Here is an 18786-nt window from a genome sequence, read left to right on the forward strand (position 1 = left end):
TTTATTTATCAGCGATGCGATTGTGCATCACATATGTCTCCTTTTTCACATTATTAAATAGTGGTGATAATTCTTTTTCAGCAAATATATCTAATCGATGCATTGCACGTGAACAAATTGTATATACTAATTGACGTTCATCTTCATCATGATAGTTTGCCTTATTAGCATTCCACATAATAATTGCATCAAATTCCAAACCTTTAGCTAAATATGCTGGAACAACCAAAGTTCCTTCAACTAAACGTTGATTTTCGGTTTTAATTAAACTTACATTCTCACCCTGTTGTTTTAATTCATCTGTCAACGTTGCACACTCTGCCAATGTCTTACCAATAATTGCTGTTGTCATTTTTTTGCTTCTATTGTATTGCAATTGACGTACTACATCTGCAACCATTTTTTGATTTGAATCATCAATAGTAATGGTTGGTAAATCTCCTGTTCGGTTAAAGGCTGTTACCTTCTCACCGTTTACGAGGACACCCTTTGTAAAGTCTGTAATTTGTTTAGTTGAACGATAAGATTGTGTTAGCTGCACTACTTTAGTCTTATCAGGATCAAACATTGTTGATAATTCTTCCAATAAACTATGACTATTTTCTTTTGTAAAAATTGCTTGGTTCAAATCGCCGAGCATTGTAAACTTAGCACGTGGAAAATCATTCTTTAAATAAGCTAATTGATAAGCTGTATAGTCTTGAATTTCATCAATAAAGACTTCTCGAATATCAGTATTCTCACGTTTCCCAGTAATTAAATCGTATAGAAAGAGATATGCTGTAACATCTGTCATTGATAAATGTTTATCAATCAAATTTTGCTTAATTGTTGCGACATGTTGTTCCCATTGTTCAGTCGTAATATCGTGGGCAGTTAAATTAATTAACTGTGGCGTCGCACGCAAGAAATCATAATATTGCTTGTTAATATTTAAGAATCTGTTGTGAATAATTGTTTGTCTAATTTGTTGAAAATGTTTCATTACATAGTTTTTAGCTAAGTAGAACATTTCATCTGCACCATTTTCAAAACTATCACGATTCTTATTACCATATAAACTATTCAATTCCTCATGACTTAGATCTTGAACTGCTTTTTGTACTTTATCAGTTTTTGCAATTCGATTTAACTTTCGATGTAATAACTTAAGCAGTTCTTCTTTAGTTGCACTAATTCGATTTCTTAAATGATAATTTTCATTGAAACTGTAATAAATATCTCTTATTTTTTCACGCGTAAAAACAATTTTTCCATGATATTTAATATCTTTAAAATCAATTCCATCTTTTTCCAAATAATTAGCATACTTTTGAGTAGCCTTGAAAAAGGCAAGACTATCTTTTAACGCTTTAATTTTTTTATTATTTCCCGTATTTGTTTCTTCAAATCTTTCTTGCAATGTTTCAACATGAATGCGAGGAACCCGACGTTGTGTATATTGATAGAATGTCATTTGAACCATATTTTGTTCACCTAACTCTGGCAAAACACGATCAATATAATCATTAAATAATTGGTTAGGTGAGAATAAAATAATTTGACTGGAATTTAAATTACCACGATAACGATATAATAGATAAGCAACACGTTGTAATACTGCCGATGTTTTTCCTGAACCTGCTGCCCCTTGAACAAACAATAAATCTGACTTTGTATCACGAATAATTTTATTCTGTTCTTTTTGGATAGTGGTTACAATGCTTTTCATTTTAATATCAGAAGATTCATCAAGAACCTCTAAAAGCATTTGATCACCCACAGTTTCGTCTGTATCAAATAAGGTAATGATTTTGCCATCTTCTACCATAAATTGACGTTTCAATGTCAAATTAACGGTTTGAGTACCGTCCGGTGTTTCATATGAAACTTTTCCTAAACCACCGTCGTAGTATACACTCGAAATTGGCGCACGCCAGTCATACACCAAAAAATGGTCTGGAGTATCTGAGAAACTTGCTAATCCAATATATGCTGTTTCCGTTTTATTAGAACCAGTTTCTTGAAAATCAATTCGTGCAAAATATGGCTTCTTTTCTAATTTTTGTAATACTTCTAATTCTTTTGTAGCTTGTTGCCAACTATTTTGCCGTTCTTGTAATAGTTGCTGCTGTTGACGTACAGATAAAGCTGTATCCATCATTCCAGAATAAGTTGAAGTCTTTATACGGACATTATTTTTAAAATCTGCCTGTATTGCTCGCTCATCCTTTTCAGCATTTTCAATATTTTTTTGGTCCTTTTTTTCGGCAGTCTTGATTTTGTCAACTACCATATCCATTCTTGCTTGTTCTTGTTTTTTTATTTGATCAGCACTCATCGAAACTATTCCCTTCCCTTTTAAAATACAAGTTATAATATTTTAGCATAATCAGCAGATTTAATTCAAAAGATGCGCTATAATCTCGCATTCACATAAAATTATTGATTATATTAAATTTACGCCAATTCAAGTAATAAAATTTTGTCAAAACACCATTGCGCGGTATTATATTTAATAACTAAATTTAAGTAGGTGAGGCAATGCTCAGTCAAATTATTTACGGTATTCTTCATTTTAAAGAATATCTTTTCCCATTAATTGAAGGATTAGGAAACTGGTCTTATATATTAATTTTCATTTTAATTTTTATGGAAACTGGGTTAGTTATTTTCCCATTTCTTCCAGGCGAATCATTGATTTTCTTTACTAGTGCAATTGCATCCGTAAAAAATTCAATTCTCGATATTCGCATTTTATTCTTAGTTTATTTCTTTGCTGCTTTGATCGGTGATACAGTAAACTTTGAAATTGGAAAACATCTGAAGCGACTTCCATTTTTCAAAAAACATTTAACAGAAGCTCGTTTGCAAGCTGGCATCCGTTTTTACCATCGTCATGGCGGTAAAACCGTAATATTTGGTCGTTTTATTCCACTTATCCGGACTTTTGTTCCTTTAATTTCAGGAACAATTGGGATGTCAACTAAAAAATTTGCTTTTTATAATTTATTAGGAGTATTGCTTTGGGTTTCAGCTGGCAGTTTCTTAGGTTATTTCTTTGGTCAAGTACCTTTTGTTCAACAACACTTCTCCGAAATCTTTGTTGGGATTGCAATTTGTGCAATTATCCCTGCTATATTTGCCGGCATCTCCAATTTCTTAAAACGAAGAAAAGAAAAAATGATGTAATAATAACCTAATCATTATTTGATTTACTTATTATTAAAATTAAAAGAATTATATTAGATTGAAAAATTTAATTCAAAATGCCTCAACCTCCTAATTTATAAATTAATCATATGATTTATCAGAGATTGGACTTATATAACAATCTCTTATTATAATAGTGATAGTAATTTTTAACGAAAGAGGATTTTATATGACACTTTCTTTAGTAATCGTTACAGTTGCAATGTTTGCAACACCAATGATTTTATCCCGTTTCAAGGTTTCAGTTGTTCCAACATCTGTTGCTGAGGTAATTGTCGGGATTATTCTAGGCCAAAGTTGCCTTCATTTAGTAAAAATGAATAGCGTTTTAAGTTATTTATCAACTCTTGGGGTTATCTTTTTGATGTTCTTGAGTGGTATGGAAATTGATTTTTCTTTATTTAAAAAGAATAGCAAAAAACGAATGACGCCGCTTGAATTAAAAAAAGCAAATGCACAACCTCAAACTTCGCCATTAAAAACGGCAATTTTAGCTTATGGTCTTAGTGTAGTAACAGCCGTGATTCTAGCAATTCTATTTAAAGTTTCTGGTCTCTTCACTAACTTTATGCTTGCTACTATTTTATTTGCAACCGTCTCTTTAGGCGTTGTAATTTCATTACTTAAAGAAAATGAATTATTAAGCAAGCCGTTTGGTCAAGCTATACTTCTATTTGCCGTATTAGGTGAAGTTGTTCCTTTATTGACACTAACAGTGTATTCATCCCTATATTCAGGTAAGGGAGAAACTTTATGGTTAATTTCACTAATCTTCATTGTAGCTGCCTTATTTTTCCGTCATTTTCGTAAGTTCTTTACATTTTTTGACACGATCAATAAATCAACTACTCAATTAGATATGCGTTTAGCTTTCTTAATCATCATTACATTAGTGGTATTAGCGGAAGAAGTTGGTGCCGAAAATATCTTAGGGGCATTCGTTGCCGGAATTGTAGTTAAATTACTTCAACCAGAAGAAGAAACTCAACGCAAACTTGATTCAATTGGATATGGAATTTTTATTCCTTACTTCTTCATTATAACTGGAGTGAAGCTAAACATTCCTTCATTATTAGCTTCTCCTAAGACATTAATATTAATACCATTATTCTTTATCGCATTTATTGTAGCTAAACTTCCTGCATACTTTGGCTACCGTACGCGTTTTTCAAAGGGAAATTCACGTGCTGCTGCCATTCTTTCAACAACAACAATTACATTAGTATTAGCTACTTTAACTGTCGCTGAAGAATTAAATGCAATTACTCCACAACAATCTGGGGCATTCATTTTAGCTGGTATTTTAACATGTATATTTGCTCCAATTTTATTCAACAAGTTATATAAACCAGAACCAGAAGATGTTCAAAAAACTAAAGTTACTATTATTGGCGCAAACTTCCTTACAATCCCTGCAGCTCAACAAGTTTCTAAAGACTGGTATGATGTGAAAATTTATACTGATAAACAAGCAGATTATACAACATATAAATCTCGTTCAAACGTTCAGTTAGTTAAGTCTCTAAATCCAGATGACCTAATTGAACAGGAAATTTTCGACACTGATATATTAGTGTTAGCATATAATACCTTAGTAAACTATAACTTGGCGATGAACGCTAAAAAGTATGGAGTAAAAGAAGTCATTGCTTATATTGAAAGTCGTGACCCTAATGATACAATGGAAAAAGAATTAGATGAAGCTGGCGTTGATACAATCAACAAGTTTAGTATGGATGTTAACATCTTACGGACTGCAATTGAATCACCATCAATGCTTCAAGTCCTTTCTGATGGTGGCGATGCTCACATTTACGAAGTTACTGTTCGAAATGCACGCTTTGCTGGTTTGGAAATTCACAAATTGCCATTTATTAAGGACATTACAATCAGTCGAATTTTCCGTAATCGACATGCTATTGCTCCTCACGGTGAAACACGAATTCAATTAAATGATCATATCATCTTCTCTGGTGAACGTGATGTTGTTCAAAAAATTCGTAAATCATTAGGCCGTCTAAATGAGGAAAATTACTAAAATTTTAAATAGATTGGGATAATAATATGAAATCAGTTATAATTGGTGGAATCGAAAACGAACAGCTTAATTTTGACTATACAATGGAAGAATTAGCGAATTTAGCCAATGCAGACAACATGGAAGTCGTTGGCGAGATCCGCCAAAATATTGAAAAACCTGTTTCTGCAACCTATTTTGGTAAAGGAAAAGTTGAAGAAATTCGTGAACAAGCAATTGCTTTAGACGCTGAAGCTTTAATTGTTAATGATGAACTTTTACCAACTCAAATTCGTAATCTTGAGGAAGAAACAGGACTAGATATTATTGATCGCACTGCTTTAATTTTAGATATTTTTGCTTCACGAGCACATACAAAAGTTGCAAAATTACAAGTAAAAATCGCACAACTACAATATCAGCTACCTCGAATCAGAACCGCAAGCATTAATAAAATGGATCAACAAACTGCTGGTGGTAATACAGGTGGTGGATTCACTAACCGTGGTACTGGTGAAACTCAAATTGAATTAAACCGGCGTACAATTCAAAAACAAATTTCTGCATTACGTAAGGAACTAAAAGAAGTCCAACGTGATACAGCCACACAACGTAAAAAGCGTCAAAAATCTGACTTAAAATCAGTTGCTTTAGTTGGGTATACTAATGCTGGTAAATCAACAACTATGAATAATATTCTTGATTATTTGGAAATTAATGATAGCAAACGCGTTTTTGAAAAAGACATGCTCTTTGCTACGTTAGATACATATGTCCGTAAAATCACTTTACCTGATAAAAAAGCATTTATCTTAAGTGATACCGTTGGATTTGTATCTAAATTACCTCACCAATTAGTTGAGGCCTTTAAATCAACATTATTAGAAGCTGCTGAAGCAGACCTCTTAATTCAAGTAGTCGATATCTCTGATCCAAATTATCGTCAAATGATTCAGACAACGGAAGATACATTACGCGATATTGGAGTTGATAACATTCCAATGATTTATGCTTTTAATAAAGCTGACAAAGCAAATATTCCTTATCCAACATTAGAAAGTAACCAGTTTACTTACTGTGCTAAAGACCAAAAATCAATTACTATGTTACTTGATTTATTGCATAAAGAATTATTTAAGGACTATCAAACTAAGAAGTTTCTTATTCCGTTTAACCAAGGCAAATACATTGATATTTTAAATCAACAAGCAAACATTAAAGAAACTGAATACCAAAATGATGGTACTTTAATTACCGCTGATGTTTCGCCTAAATTAAAACAACAATTAGCATCTTTCATAGTTGATGAAGATAAATAAAAAAGAAGTTGCAATATTGCAACTTCTTTTTTTATCTTCGACTTCTCCAATGTTTGTTAGGAACTTTAGTTTCCACAGTTTCATGTTGAGACCGTGACATTGTGGAAGTTTCTTCTACTGTTTCAGAAAAGCCTGAGTTAGTGCCTCCCACACGACTTTGTTGTGATGAGCTGTCAGCAGTTTCTTTTTTACGATATGCAATTTGTACATCTAAAGTAAATGGATTATTCTTTTCAATTAAACCACTTCGACCTAAAATTTTTTCAGGACCGCCTGTAATTACTGCTGTTGCTAAATATAATTGATACTTTTTCATTGCTTCTCTTGCACTCAATAATCCTACTTCACGGATGGTTGCAAGTTCTTTTCGCTCAATTTGGTTTAAACCACCATATATTACTAATGAATTTCCCTTTTGTGCTAATTCAAAATAAGGTAATGCAACTGGAGCACTTAATGCTTTTTGTGGTTTATTAAGCTTTTCCAATTTTTCGTAAATTTCAGCTTCACTTAATCCACCATAATCTAATTTTAAGTATCCCATTCGTGTTAATTGCTGTGCCAATTCTTGAATATTATGATGTTGTGTTCCTGAATGCACAACTGCTGCTGGTAAAAAGTTTTCATTTTTAAAAATCCCATTAGTTTGTACATATCCAGGCATTAACTCTCGTTTTTCTGCTTCTGCAGCTGACATTGGATCTTGTCCTTGCAAATGTAATTTTTTCTCTATCCAAGGAGAAACATCAATTTTAGATTTTTTTGTTTTTGTAAAATAATAAAGTAAATTCAAATATGAAAAATATAAAATTCCAATAAACGCTAACAAAAATAAAGTACCACGAAGAAAATACCCATTAATATAAAATTTTATTGCAACATATAGTAAATAAAAATTACCAATAGTAGCTAAAATAGTATAAATTCGATTCTTTAAAACTGTACTTAAATTGACATAATTTAAAGAAGCTCGAATCATATCAAGAAATGTAAACATCTATTATTCGACTCCTTTATTCTTGATTATTTGTATTAGTTTGATTATTTCCAGTTCCGCCAGTTGCATCGCGTGTTTGTTTTTGTTGTGTTTGCGATGTTTGGTTAGTCTGTTCATTAGTTTGATTATTTGTATCCGTATTATTATCTGTATTTGTATCTGTATTATTATTGTCTGCCTTTTGATCATTACCTGTTGTATTTGTCTTTTGACTAGTTTGGTTTTGATCATTATTAGTTTGTTCTTGTTTATTCGTTACACTTTGATTATCTGCTTTAACCGAAGTTTGATCTGCTGGCTTACTTGGAACATCCTCTTGCTTACTTTCATCGTTAGGCATCGAATGCACAATACTTGATTTTAAGCTAATCGATTTCTTTGCTACACTTGATGAAACTACGCTTGATTTAGGCTTTCCCTCTGATGTATGCGTAACTGTATTAACAGCGACATTAGTTGCTCCAAGTGCTAATACAGCAGAAAATATCGCAAATGGCGTAATAAATGGAGCTATTCGTTTCATTTAAAATTCCCCTCCCGTTTAATCTCTTCCTTAAAAATATTTTAATTTTTATTTATGATTAATTTTCTATCAATTTTTGAATTTTTCGTAACACTCCGCACAAATCCCGTAGATTTCAAATTTATGCCCATTAATTTTACATCCTGGCAATTGCCGTTGGAATTGTTCCATCGGACATTGTGACAATTCTTGAACTTTTCCGCAATTAGTACAAATAAAATGGTGATGATGCACATGTTTAAAATCACATTGATATTTAACCTGTAATACATTTCTTTTAGTTTGTAACTCAACAATTCCTAAGTGATTAAAATCTCGAATATTTCGATATATTGTATTATGACTCATTCGAGGATATAACTTATGCATATGTTCATCTACAGCGGATACATTAATATACTTATCTTGATATTGATTTAAGTATGCTAAAAGATCTTTTCGTTGCTTAGTTACTTTTAAATTGTTTTGTCTTAAAATTTGTAATGCACTATCAATCATTTTATATCCCCTTTAAAATTACCGATTGCATTAAATTTACCACCTGGATAACATAAATACAATACTTTTTTACTGAAATTTTTGCTGAATTTTTTGAACCGCTTGATCAATCTTTTTTTTAGTTAAATTCCAGTCATCATTATGTATAATTATCGTATTTTGTTTGATTTCAATTGGTACATTTAAATCTCTCTGACTTTCCTTGCTAGCCAATCTTTGCTTAACTAACTCAGCATTATCTCCTCGTTTAATTAATCTTTTTTTCAATTCTTTTAAATCACTTACTTGAATATGAAACACAGTTACCTGATTTCCTAAAGCTTTTACATATGAAATTGCTCCTGGTGTGTCTACAACTAATGTGGCAAAATCAGATTTTTTCCAAGCTTCTTGTAACGCTTCCTGTGATGACCCATATTTTTTCCCATCGTAATTTACAGATTCAAAATAGTGCTTTTGATCAAAGCTTTTATCAGTTTCAAAATAATAATCTACTCCATCAATCTCGTTATCTCGTTTTTTTCTTGTAGTATGTGTAATTACACGTGGCATCTGATATTTATCTTTTAAATATTGTTGAATCGTTGTTTTACCAGTACCTGAAGCACCACATAGAATTATCAAATGTTTCATTAAAAAGTATCCTTTCAATATTGCATCCTTAATGATTATATAATATACTTACAAAGTATCAATATGCCACTTTAGCTCAGTAGGTAGAGCATCACCATGGTAAGGTGGGGGTCGTCGGTTCAAACCCGATAAGTGGCTTAAAATTAGAAATCTTATAGGTGTGCATATTTTAACTACAATACAAAACAAGCTTTATAGCTTGTTTTTTTTGATTAATCCCCTTTATGGAACATTGATTAGATTCAAATTTAACACAAAAAAAGATTGTGACATGAAATGAAATACGTAACAATCATTAGAAATCCACTTCATTTGTTTGTCACAATCAATCTAATTATAAAACTTAATCCAATTCTTCTTGAGCCACAGTCTCTTCATTCCGAACTGCATGCCGGTAGAATAACCAACCTACAAGAGCAAAGAATACAGGCCCAAATGCTGTCCAAAAGGCAGTATAACCATCATGTTGCATAACTGGTTGAATAATAGTAAAGATAATGCCAAAGAAAATCGTAATCCAACTAATAGCACAAATTGTATCAGTTACTCTTTGATTCTTAAATACTTCAAATGGTCGATTTAAATTTTGAACTCGCTTGAAAAATGGGAATGCGAAAATTAAGAATAAATATGGTACAGATGAGGTAACATTGTTCATATCAGTCAAAACTGTGTAAAACTGTTGAGCATCTCTCCCACCAAATGAAACTCCGAAAATTACAACTCCCATCACAATGGCTTGCATCCACATTGCAAAAGCTGGCATCTTATGATCATTTAACTTGGTAAGCTTTTCTGGCCACAAACGCTTTGGAGATCCCATTAAAATAGTTTTTAATGGCGAGTAAATCAAGAAAATCATTGATCCAAATAGTGACATCATTTCTTCAAATCCAATTAGTCGATTAGTCCAATTTCCAATGATTAAAGCTTGATGAACTGATAAGTGGAAAATTTCACGTCCAATTGTATAACCAAGATTTTGCATTAAAACTAATGTAATATTTCCAAGGTTTGTTGAATTTGCTCCTAATACTTTGTTCCAATTAGCTGTTACACCCCAAAGGAAAATTCCTAAAGCATAAATTGATATCATTCCAATTCCTGCATAAATAATTCCTCGAGGAAAATTACGCTCAGGCTTATCAACTTGATCAATTGTTCCTCCCATAGTTTCCATCCCTGCATATGCAAAAACTGCATATACAAAGAAAGATAAGATAGCAATTGGTGACTTAAATTGTGAATTTGGTGATGAAACCATCGCATGAACTGATATTGGTTGAGCTAAATGTCCATGGTTGAAAAATAACATCAAAATACTTGCAGCAATGAATAATCCCGAAATTGCAAGGATAACTATTCCACTTGCCGAAGCGACCTTTTCAATCTTATCAAAACCTCGACTAGCTAACCACGTAATTAAACATAATAATCCGATTCCAATAATTCCTAGTGTTTCAGTTGAATTCAAACCTAAAAGATGCCAACTTTGTGTTGTATCCTTTCCAAAAATCAATCCTGAAATTGGAATACAAATTGTTGAGAATTGACTTAACAATGTAATAACCCAAGCTGCATACCAAACAAAGGCTCCGATAAAAGCAGGTTTCTCACCAAGTGAAGTTTCAAGCCATGAATAAATTCCTCCCTGGCTACCCTTTAATGCTGAACCATATTCAGCAAACATTAATGAGGTTGGAATAAAGAACAAAATGGCACCTGCAATATACCAGATAATTGCTCCATACCCCATTTGATAATATGCAGTAGTTACATTCCCCAGACCAAAGATTGATGCAAAAATCATCAATACAAGGGCCATTACTGACATCTTCTTTCGATTTTCCATAATAAAAAGACTCCCTATATTTAATTAAATAATTAATAAAGGTGTCACACTATCAACAAAATTTAAATAAATAAAAAGCCCTACTGTTGACTGAGCTCAATTTCAACTGTAAGACTTAAAAATTCTATTTATCCTATGTTGAATAATAGCGCTCCGCATAAAATTAATGCGACAGTCCGTAATCTCTTAAACTACGTCCCAATATATTATTAACTGTCTTTAATAATATATTTCGGCAAAATCCCCTTTCAGTTAATTTCAACGTTTAACAGAAACTCCATTAACCTACTAATGTTTTTTGCAACCTCTATTATTTTATTTAATTCAAATAATAAAACTATATTTTTTTAATGTCAACCCTAAATAAATTCTCCAAATTACACAATCATTGTTTTTTTTATTAATAGGTTAGATCTATACTTTATTAAGTCATAGAAATGAGGTTACTATGACAAATAAAAAAAAGTGTAATAATTGTAAAAAATTTAATTGTTGTTGTAAAAAAGTAATTGATAATGATTACTTGCTTACAGTTTTTACTAGGTATGCACCTTTAGTAACTAAAATATGCAGTAAATATTACATAAATTTATATGATTTAGAAGATTTAATGCAAGAAGCTTTTATTACTTGTTATAAATCACTTGATAGTTATAATCCTAATTTAGATGTATCCTTTGGAACTTTTTTCTATTTAAATCTTGAACGTAGATTTTGCAGCTTACTTAGAGAACAAAGTTCCTATAAAAGAAAGGCTAACTTAATAACAACTCCTTTTGATCCTTTTATTCATAATTCAAAAGTGCCTGTAGAATACAAAATTAATCGTTTTGATATTGAAGTAACTTATTTTGGGAAATTAGAATTCAAAAACATTATTAAAAATCTGACTTCATTTGAAAATGAAATTCTTTCTTTGTATTTCAATACTCATTTAACTCCCAAACAAATTGCTAATAAATTAAATATCACTAACAATAAAGTATATAATACTTTATATAAAGTTAGACGAGAACTATCAAAAAGGCTATATGAAAGTTAATAATAAAATTTAATAATCCTATAATATTTCCAACACTACATAACATATTTTAACAAATTATTTTTTATCATTAATTACACACAAAAAGAAGATTGCAATAGATGCAATCTTCTTTTTTAAGTAAAAAAATAAGCGGAAGACGGGATTCGAACCCGCGACCCCCACCATGGCAAGGTGGTGTTCTACCACTGAACTACTTCCGCAATGATTGCACGGCGACTTCCTACCCTTGCAAGAGGCGTTCCTCTAACTACTATCGGCGTTTTGAAGCTTAACTTCTGTGTTCGGAATGGAAACAGGTGTATCCTTCAAGCCATCATCACCGCACTTTGTGCTTTTGAGAAAACCTTGTTCTCTCAAAACTAGCTAATAATTTATTCTTTTGACCTTCACCGCTTTTTTAACCTTTGGTTAAGTCCTCGACCGATTAGTAATGGTCCGCTCCATGCATCGCTGCACTTCCACTTCCATCCTATCTACCTGATCATCTCTCAGGGGTCTTACTTCCTTACGGAATGGGAAATCCGATCTTGAGGTGAGTTTCGCACTTAGATGCTTTCAGCGTTTATCTCATCCATACATAGCTACCCAGCGATGCCTTTGGCAAGACAACTGGTACACCAGCGGTATGTCCATCCCGGTCCTCTCGTACTAAGGACAGATCCTCTCAAATTTCCTACGCCCGCGACGGATAGGGACCGAACTGTCTCACGACGTTCTGAACCCAGCTCGCGTACCGCTTTAATGGGCGAACAGCCCAACCCTTGGGACCGACTACAGCCCCAGGATGCGATGAGCCGACATCGAGGTGCCAAACCTCCCCGTCGATGTGGACTCTTGGGGGAGATAAGCCTGTTATCCCCAGGGTAGCTTTTATCCGTTGAGCGATGGCCCTTCCATACGGAACCACCGGATCACTAAGCCCGACTTTCGTCCCTGCTCGACTTGTAGGTCTCGCAGTCAAGCTCCCTTCTGCCTTTACACTCTGCGAATGATTTCCAACCATTCTGAGGGAACCTTTGGGCGCCTCCGTTACCTTTTAGGAGGCGACCGCCCCAGTCAAACTGCCCACCTGACACTGTCTCCCGCCGTGATTGCCGGCGTGGGTTAGAGTGTTCATACAACTAGGGTAGTATCCCACCAACGCCTCCAGCGAAACTAGCGTTCCGCCTTCAATGGCTCCTACCTATCCTGTACAAGTTATACAAACACCCAATATCAAGCTACAGTAAAGCTCCATGGGGTCTTTCCGTCCTGTCGCGGGTAACCCGCATCTTCACGGGTATTATAATTTCACCGAGTCTCTCGTTGAGACAGTGCCCAGATCGTTACGCCTTTCGTGCGGGTCGGAACTTACCCGACAAGGAATTTCGCTACCTTAGGACCGTTATAGTTACGGCCGCCGTTTACTGGGGCTTCAATTCAAAGCTTCGCCGAAGCTAACTTTTCCTCTTAACCTTCCAGCACCGGGCAGGCGTCAGCCCCTATACTTCATCTTACGATTTTGCAGAAACCTGTGTTTTTGATAAACAGTCGCCTGGGCCTTTTCACTGCGGCTGACCCGGAGGTCAGCACCCCTTCTCCCGAAGTTACGGGGTCATTTTGCCGAGTTCCTTAACGAGAGTTCTCTCGCTCACCTTAGGATACTCTCCTCGACTACCTGTGTCGGTTTGCGGTACGGGTATTAATTTTCTCACTAGAAGCTTTTCTTGGCAGTGTGACGTCGATCACTTCACTACTTTAATTTCGTTCCCCATCGTAACTTGTCGTTGTGTATTCAAGCATTTGACTCTCATACCGACTTATTACTTGGACGCACATTTCCGTTCGTGCGCATCTCTAGCCTCCTGCGTCCCTCCATCGTTCAAACAAAAATTAATAGTACAGGAATCTCAACCTGTTATCCATCGCTTACGCCTCTCGGCCTCAGCTTAGGTCCCGACTAACCCTGGGCGGACGAGCCTTCCCCAGGAAACCTTAGTCATTCGGTGGATTAGATTCTCACTAATCTTTCGCTACTCATACCGGCATTCTCACTTCTAAGCGCTCCACCAGTCCTTACGGTCTGACTTCGTTGCCCTTAGAACGCTCTCCTACCATGCACTACGTGCATCCACGATTTCGGTAATGTGTTTAGCCCCGTTACATTTTCGGCGCAGGATCACTCGACTAGTGAGCTATTACGCACTCTTTGAATGGTGGCTGCTTCTGAGCCAACATCCTAGTTGTCTATGCAATCCCACATCCTTTTCCACTTAACACATATTTAGGGACCTTAATCGGTGGTCTGGGCTGTTTCCCTTTCGACTACGGATCTTATCACTCGCAGTCTGACTCCCGGATATAGATCTGTGGCATTCGGAGTTTATCTGAATTCAGTAACTCTTGATGAGCCCCTAGTCCAAACAGTGCTCTACCTCCACGATCCTCAACTCCGAGGCTAGCCCTAAAGCTATTTCGGAGAGAACCAGCTATCTCCAAGTTCGTTTGGAATTTCACCGCTACCCACACCTCATCCTAGCATTTTTCAACATACACAGGTTCGGTCCTCCAGTGCGTTTTACCGCACCTTCAACCTGGACATGGGTAGGTCACCTGGTTTCGGGTCTACACCTACATACTCTTGCGCCCTATTCAGACTCGCTTTCGCTGCGGCTCCGACTTTGCGGTCTTAACCTCGCATGCAAGCGTAACTCGCCGGTTCATTCTACAAAAGGCACGCCATCACTCGTTAATGAGCTTTGACTACTTGTAGGCACATGGTTTCAGGAACTATTTCACTCCCCTCCCGGGGTGCTTTTCACCTTTCCCTCACGGTACTGGTTCACTATCGGTCACTAGGTAGTATTTAGCCTTGGGAGATGGTCCTCCCGGATTCCGACGGAGTTTCACGTGTTCCGCCGTACTCAGGATCCTGAACTGAGGAAACAACGTTTCGTTTACAGGACTATCACCTTCTCTGGTTGATCTTCCCAGATCATTCAACTACGTTATTTCTTGGTAACTCGGATGTTCAGTCCTACAACCCCAAAAAGCAAGCTTCTTGGTTTGGGCTGTTCCCGTTTCGCTCGCCGCTACTCAGGGAATCGAATTTCTTTCTCTTCCTGCGGGTACTTAGATGTTTCAGTTCCCCGCGTCTTCCTTCAACTAAGCTATGAATTCACTTAGTGATGAAACCTAACGGTTTCGGGTTTCCCCATTCGGAAATCTCCGGATCATTGCTTACTTACAGCTAACCGAAGCATATCGCAGTTAGTCACGTCCTTCATCGGCTCCTAGTGCCAAGGCATCCACCATGCGCCCTTAATAACTTAACCTGAACTGATTTGATCAGTTGGTTTATGAGTTTAGCGAATTAAGAACTTTGATTCTTGTTAAAACTCTTAAAAACGCGGTGTTCTCGGTTTATTAAGAAATAAATTATTATCTAGTTTTCAAAGAACAAGTTTGATGAACTAATTCATCAATGGAGCCTAGGAGAGTCGAACTCCTGACCTCCTGCGTGCAAAGCAGGCGCTCTCCCAACTGAGCTAAGGCCCCATTATTGATGGACCTGAATGGACTCGAACCATCGACCTCACGCTTATCAGGCGTGCGCTCTAAACCAGCTGAGCTACAGGTCCATTAATATTGAGTAGATCTCTCAAAACTGAATAAGTTTCGACAATGTGCAGTTTCCGTATTTTTTCCTTAGAAAGGAGGTGATCCAGCCGCAGGTTCTCCTACGGCTACCTTGTTACGACTTCACCCCAATCATCTGTCCCACCTTAGACGGCTAGCTCCATAAAGGTTACCCCACCGGCTTTGGGTGTTACAAACTCTCATGGTGTGACGGGCGGTGTGTACAAGGCCCGGGAACGTATTCACCGCGGCATGCTGATCCGCGATTACTAGCGATTCCGACTTCATGCAGGCGAGTTGCAGCCTGCAATCCGAACTGAGAACGACTTTAAGAGATTAGCTTGACCTCGCGATTTCGCGACTCGTTGTATCGTCCATTGTAGCACGTGTGTAGCCCAGGTCATAAGGGGCATGATGACTTGACGTCATCCCCACCTTCCTCCGGTTTGTCACCGGCAGTCTCGCCAGAGTGCCCAACTGAATGATGGCAACTGACAACAAGGGTTGCGCTCGTTGCGGGACTTAACCCAACATCTCACGACACGAGCTGACGACAGCCATGCACCACCTGTCATTTTGTCCCCGAAGGGAAAACCTGATCTCTCAGGTGGTCAAAAGATGTCAAGACCTGGTAAGGTTCTTCGCGTTGCTTCGAATTAAACCACATGCTCCACCGCTTGTGCGGGCCCCCGTCAATTCCTTTGAGTTTCAACCTTGCGGTCGTACTCCCCAGGCGGAATGCTTATTGCGTTAGCTGCGGCACTGAAGGGCGGAAACCCTCCAACACCTAGCATTCATCGTTTACGGCGTGGACTACCAGGGTATCTAATCCTGTTCGCTACCCACGCTTTCGAACCTCAGCGTCAGTTACAGACCAGAGAGCCGCTTTCGCCACTGGTGTTCTTCCATATATCTACGCATTTCACCGCTACACATGGAGTTCCACTCTCCTCTTCTGCACTCAAGTCTTCCAGTTTCCAATGCACATCTCCGGTTAAGCCGAAGGCTTTCACATCAGACTTAAAAGACCGCCTGCGTTCCCTTTACGCCCAATAAATCCGGACAACGCTTGCCACCTACGTATTACCGCGGCTGCTGGCACGTAGTTAGCCGTGACTTGCTGGTTAGATACCGTCAACGCATGAACAGTTACTCTCACACGTGTTCTTCTCTAACAACAGAACTTTACGATCCGAAGACCTTCTTCATTCACGCGGCGTTGCTCCATCAGGCTTGCGCCCATTGTGGAAGATTCCCTACTGCTGCCTCCCGTAGGAGTATGGGCCGTGTCTCAGTCCCATTGTGGCCGATCAACCTCTCAGTTCGGCTACGTATCATCACCTTGGTGAGCCTTTACCTCACCAACTAGTTAATACGCCGCGGGTCCATCCAAAAGCGATAGCAGAACCATCTTTCACATCACAAGCATGCGCTTGTCATGGTTATACGGTATTAGCACTTGTTTCCAAATGTTATCCCCTTCTTTTGGGCAGGTTACCCACGTGTTACTCACCCGTCCGCCACTCGAAATTCTTACGGTGGATGCAAGCATCCGGTGTAAGATTTTCTCGTTCGACTTGCATGTATTAGGCACGCCGCCAGCGTTCGTCCTGAGCCAGGATCAAACTCTCATTTTAAAAGTTTTGTGACTCATAAATTTTACTAGCGAATTGACTTCGCAAATGTTTTTGCATTCATTTTCATGAATTGCCCTGCACATTTGTTCATCGAAACATATTCAGTTTTCAAAGATCTACATGTTCAATGTCTTACATGAGACAACTTATAAATAATATGATATTTATAAAGAAATGTCAACGATTTTTTTAAATATTTTTAAAAAAACTTTTTCTAAGTTGTCTCAGTAACAACATTTACTACTATACAGAGTTAAATAAAATTCGTCAAGCTATTTTTGAAATAAATTGACTGTTTTTTTATTTTTTTCTATACTTATCAGATGTTGGTTAAAATTAAATTAATCAATTATATAACTATCCTATTTAAGAGAGCAGGCTTAATGTGAAAAAAGAAAAAAATAAAAAACTATTCGACAGTACCGTAATTAAATTCATTTTCGTTGGTATTATTAATACTGTTGTTGGTTGGATAGCAATGTTTATTACAATGCATTTAATGGACATCGCTGAAATTAATCATACTATTAATTATTGGACATCATCGGCCGTTAATATAATTGTAGGTAGTATCGTTAGTTATATTTTAAATAAAAACTTCACATTTAATAGTAATACCGAAAGCAAAAAAGATATTATTAAATTTATTATTAATATTTTAGTTTGTTATATTGTTGCTTATGGCATTGCTAAACCAATTGCTAAGTTTATTTTCAGCAGTGCAAGCAGTCTTGTATTACAAATCGTTTCATTACTTTCTGGTTCTATTTTATTTACTGTTTTAAATTATTTTGGTCAACGATTTTATGTTTTCAAAGAAGAAGAAAAATAAAAAAAGCGAAGGACAATATCCTTCGCTTTTTATAAATGACAAAACCTCTGTAAATATTCAAATTTACTTTGAACTTCATTTAACCATGTAAAATGAGCAAACTGATTTAAAGTGCCTAAATACAACAGGCGAAGTTCTATTAATAACAGGCATAGTGTAAAACCTAATATTAAATATTCCCCAATACCACCAGTTGTATAATAAATTATTTTTTTCCTACGACGTTTTCGCTTATATGGCCATAGCCAATGAATTCCTTCTTTAGAAAATGCATCTTCAATCAAATGAAATAGGAAACCAAAAACTAACCAAAATGTCATATTTTGCCCCGACACAGCTAAATAGTTTTGTTGAATAAACGTACCTAGTATAAAAACCACAAACACTCCTATCAATGAATGTGTTCCACCACGATGCCCAAGCGTCTTATTTGTAATACCACTTGCAATTTTATTTCTTTTCCCTAAAAAAGAACTTGGATGGTCTATATCCGGCAAAAGGCTTCCTAAGCCAAGAGCACCAATATTTATTAAACTAATTTCATTCAATCCAGCCATTAACGGCAATCCAATTGCCATTGTTGTGGCAAGGTGTGTGCGATATTTCATACAAACTCCTTATAC

General features: G+C 36.2%; 12 protein-coding genes, 4 tRNA genes, 3 rRNA genes and 1 riboswitch. Of the genes, 6 read left to right on the top strand and 13 right to left on the bottom strand.

Going from position 1 to position 18786, the window contains the following annotated elements; genetic code table 11:
• Position 1 precedes the first annotated feature (1 nt).
• Entirely contained in the window at positions 2 to 2320 is a 2319-nt protein-coding gene (gene helD, locus QPK35_RS06145) for an RNA polymerase recycling motor HelD (protein WP_290033081.1), read from the bottom strand.
• 203 nt (positions 2321 to 2523) lie between these two features.
• On the opposite strand from helD, the gene QPK35_RS06150 reads away from it, so the two are divergent.
• The 3 genes from QPK35_RS06150 (at position 2524) to hflX (ending at position 6528) form a co-directional block, all read left to right on the top strand.
• The gene (locus QPK35_RS06150; protein ID WP_290033082.1) at positions 2524 to 3171 is read left to right on the top strand and encodes a VTT domain-containing protein; all 648 of its coding nucleotides are present in this window, start codon (positions 2524 to 2526) and stop codon (positions 3169 to 3171) included.
• 190 nt (positions 3172 to 3361) lie between these two features.
• Entirely contained in the window at positions 3362 to 5230 is a 1869-nt protein-coding gene (locus QPK35_RS06155; RefSeq protein ID WP_290033083.1) for a monovalent cation:proton antiporter family protein, read from the top strand.
• Between the two features lie 26 nt (positions 5231 to 5256).
• On the top strand, positions 5257 to 6528 hold the full coding sequence (gene hflX, locus QPK35_RS06160) for a GTPase HflX (RefSeq protein WP_290033084.1): 1272 nt from the start codon (positions 5257 to 5259) through the stop codon (positions 6526 to 6528).
• 31 nt (positions 6529 to 6559) lie between these two features.
• On the opposite strand, the gene QPK35_RS06165 is transcribed toward hflX, so the two are convergent.
• The 4 genes from QPK35_RS06165 to QPK35_RS06180 form a co-directional block, all read right to left on the bottom strand.
• Entirely contained in the window at positions 6560 to 7525 is a 966-nt protein-coding gene (locus QPK35_RS06165; protein ID WP_290033085.1) for a DUF6681 family protein, read from the bottom strand.
• Between the two features lie 16 nt (positions 7526 to 7541).
• Complete coding sequence (locus QPK35_RS06170; protein ID WP_290033086.1) at positions 7542 to 8048, bottom strand: hypothetical protein; 507 nt, start codon at positions 8046 to 8048, stop codon at positions 7542 to 7544.
• A 69-nt stretch (positions 8049 to 8117) separates the two neighbouring features.
• The gene (locus tag QPK35_RS06175) at positions 8118 to 8546 is read right to left on the bottom strand and encodes a Fur family transcriptional regulator (protein ID WP_290033087.1); all 429 of its coding nucleotides are present in this window, start codon (positions 8544 to 8546) and stop codon (positions 8118 to 8120) included.
• A 69-nt stretch (positions 8547 to 8615) separates the two neighbouring features.
• The gene (locus tag QPK35_RS06180; RefSeq protein WP_290033088.1) at positions 8616 to 9179 is read right to left on the bottom strand and encodes a guanylate kinase; all 564 of its coding nucleotides are present in this window, start codon (positions 9177 to 9179) and stop codon (positions 8616 to 8618) included.
• Between the two features lie 65 nt (positions 9180 to 9244).
• Here QPK35_RS06180 and QPK35_RS06185 point away from each other — a divergent pair.
• Positions 9245 to 9317 (top strand) — tRNA-Thr (locus QPK35_RS06185).
• Positions 9318 to 9522: 205 nt separating this feature from the next.
• Here QPK35_RS06185 and yjeM read toward each other — a convergent pair.
• Positions 9523 to 11031, bottom strand: coding sequence for a glutamate/gamma-aminobutyrate family transporter YjeM (gene yjeM, locus QPK35_RS06190; protein ID WP_290033089.1), 1509 nt, complete (start codon positions 11029 to 11031; stop codon positions 9523 to 9525).
• A 138-nt stretch (positions 11032 to 11169) separates the two neighbouring features.
• Positions 11170 to 11349, bottom strand: a riboswitch (Lysine riboswitch).
• Between the two features lie 130 nt (positions 11350 to 11479).
• Between yjeM and QPK35_RS06195 the strand changes: the two genes are divergently transcribed.
• Positions 11480 to 12073 (top strand): sigma-70 family RNA polymerase sigma factor, encoded by a 594-nt coding sequence (locus QPK35_RS06195; protein ID WP_290033090.1) that lies wholly within the window; start codon positions 11480 to 11482, stop codon positions 12071 to 12073.
• Positions 12074 to 12204: 131 nt separating this feature from the next.
• On the opposite strand, the gene QPK35_RS06200 is transcribed toward QPK35_RS06195, so the two are convergent.
• From QPK35_RS06200 to QPK35_RS06225, 6 genes are all read right to left on the bottom strand, one after another.
• Positions 12205 to 12276 (bottom strand) — tRNA-Gly (locus QPK35_RS06200).
• A gap of 7 nt (positions 12277 to 12283) precedes the next feature.
• A 5S ribosomal RNA gene (gene rrf, locus QPK35_RS06205) occupies positions 12284 to 12400 on the bottom strand.
• A gap of 80 nt (positions 12401 to 12480) precedes the next feature.
• Positions 12481 to 15390, bottom strand: a 23S ribosomal RNA gene (locus QPK35_RS06210).
• 150 nt (positions 15391 to 15540) lie between these two features.
• Positions 15541 to 15613 (bottom strand) — tRNA-Ala (locus tag QPK35_RS06215).
• A gap of 8 nt (positions 15614 to 15621) precedes the next feature.
• Positions 15622 to 15696, bottom strand: a tRNA-Ile gene (locus QPK35_RS06220).
• 71 nt (positions 15697 to 15767) lie between these two features.
• Positions 15768 to 17331 (bottom strand): 16S ribosomal RNA (locus QPK35_RS06225).
• Together the 16S, 23S and 5S rRNA genes with 3 tRNA genes alongside form the textbook arrangement of a ribosomal RNA operon.
• A gap of 385 nt (positions 17332 to 17716) precedes the next feature.
• Here QPK35_RS06225 and QPK35_RS06230 point away from each other — a divergent pair.
• Positions 17717 to 18163: a GtrA family protein gene (locus tag QPK35_RS06230; RefSeq protein WP_290033091.1), complete on the top strand. Its 447-nt coding sequence runs from the start codon at positions 17717 to 17719 to the stop codon at positions 18161 to 18163.
• Between the two features lie 29 nt (positions 18164 to 18192).
• Here the strand turns inward: QPK35_RS06230 and QPK35_RS06235 are convergent, their stop codons facing one another.
• Positions 18193 to 18771, bottom strand: a complete 579-nt coding sequence (locus tag QPK35_RS06235; protein ID WP_290033092.1) for a metal-dependent hydrolase — start codon at positions 18769 to 18771, stop codon at positions 18193 to 18195.
• Positions 18772 to 18786 lie beyond the last annotated feature (15 nt).

Origin of the sequence: Ligilactobacillus cholophilus (genome assembly GCF_030389495.1) — a bacterium.
Lineage (GTDB): Bacteria > Bacillota > Bacilli > Lactobacillales > Lactobacillaceae > Ligilactobacillus > Ligilactobacillus cholophilus.

Coding starts and splice junctions, on each gene's coding strand:
- QPK35_RS06170 (WP_290033086.1), bottom strand. CDS start 8,048: ATGAAACGAATAGCTCCATTTATTACGCCATTTGCGATATTTTCTGCT.
- QPK35_RS06155 (WP_290033083.1), top strand. CDS start 3,362: ATGACACTTTCTTTAGTAATCGTTACAGTTGCAATGTTTGCAACACCA.
- QPK35_RS06235 (WP_290033092.1), bottom strand. CDS start 18,771: ATGAAATATCGCACACACCTTGCCACAACAATGGCAATTGGATTGCCG.
- QPK35_RS06150 (WP_290033082.1), top strand. CDS start 2,524: ATGCTCAGTCAAATTATTTACGGTATTCTTCATTTTAAAGAATATCTT.
- QPK35_RS06195 (WP_290033090.1), top strand. CDS start 11,480: ATGACAAATAAAAAAAAGTGTAATAATTGTAAAAAATTTAATTGTTGT.
- QPK35_RS06165 (WP_290033085.1), bottom strand. CDS start 7,525: ATGTTTACATTTCTTGATATGATTCGAGCTTCTTTAAATTATGTCAAT.
- helD (WP_290033081.1), bottom strand. CDS start 2,320: ATGAGTGCTGATCAAATAAAAAAACAAGAACAAGCAAGAATGGATATG.
- hflX (WP_290033084.1), top strand. CDS start 5,257: ATGAAATCAGTTATAATTGGTGGAATCGAAAACGAACAGCTTAATTTT.
- QPK35_RS06175 (WP_290033087.1), bottom strand. CDS start 8,546: ATGATTGATAGTGCATTACAAATTTTAAGACAAAACAATTTAAAAGTA.
- yjeM (WP_290033089.1), bottom strand. CDS start 11,031: ATGGAAAATCGAAAGAAGATGTCAGTAATGGCCCTTGTATTGATGATT.
- QPK35_RS06180 (WP_290033088.1), bottom strand. CDS start 9,179: ATGAAACATTTGATAATTCTATGTGGTGCTTCAGGTACTGGTAAAACA.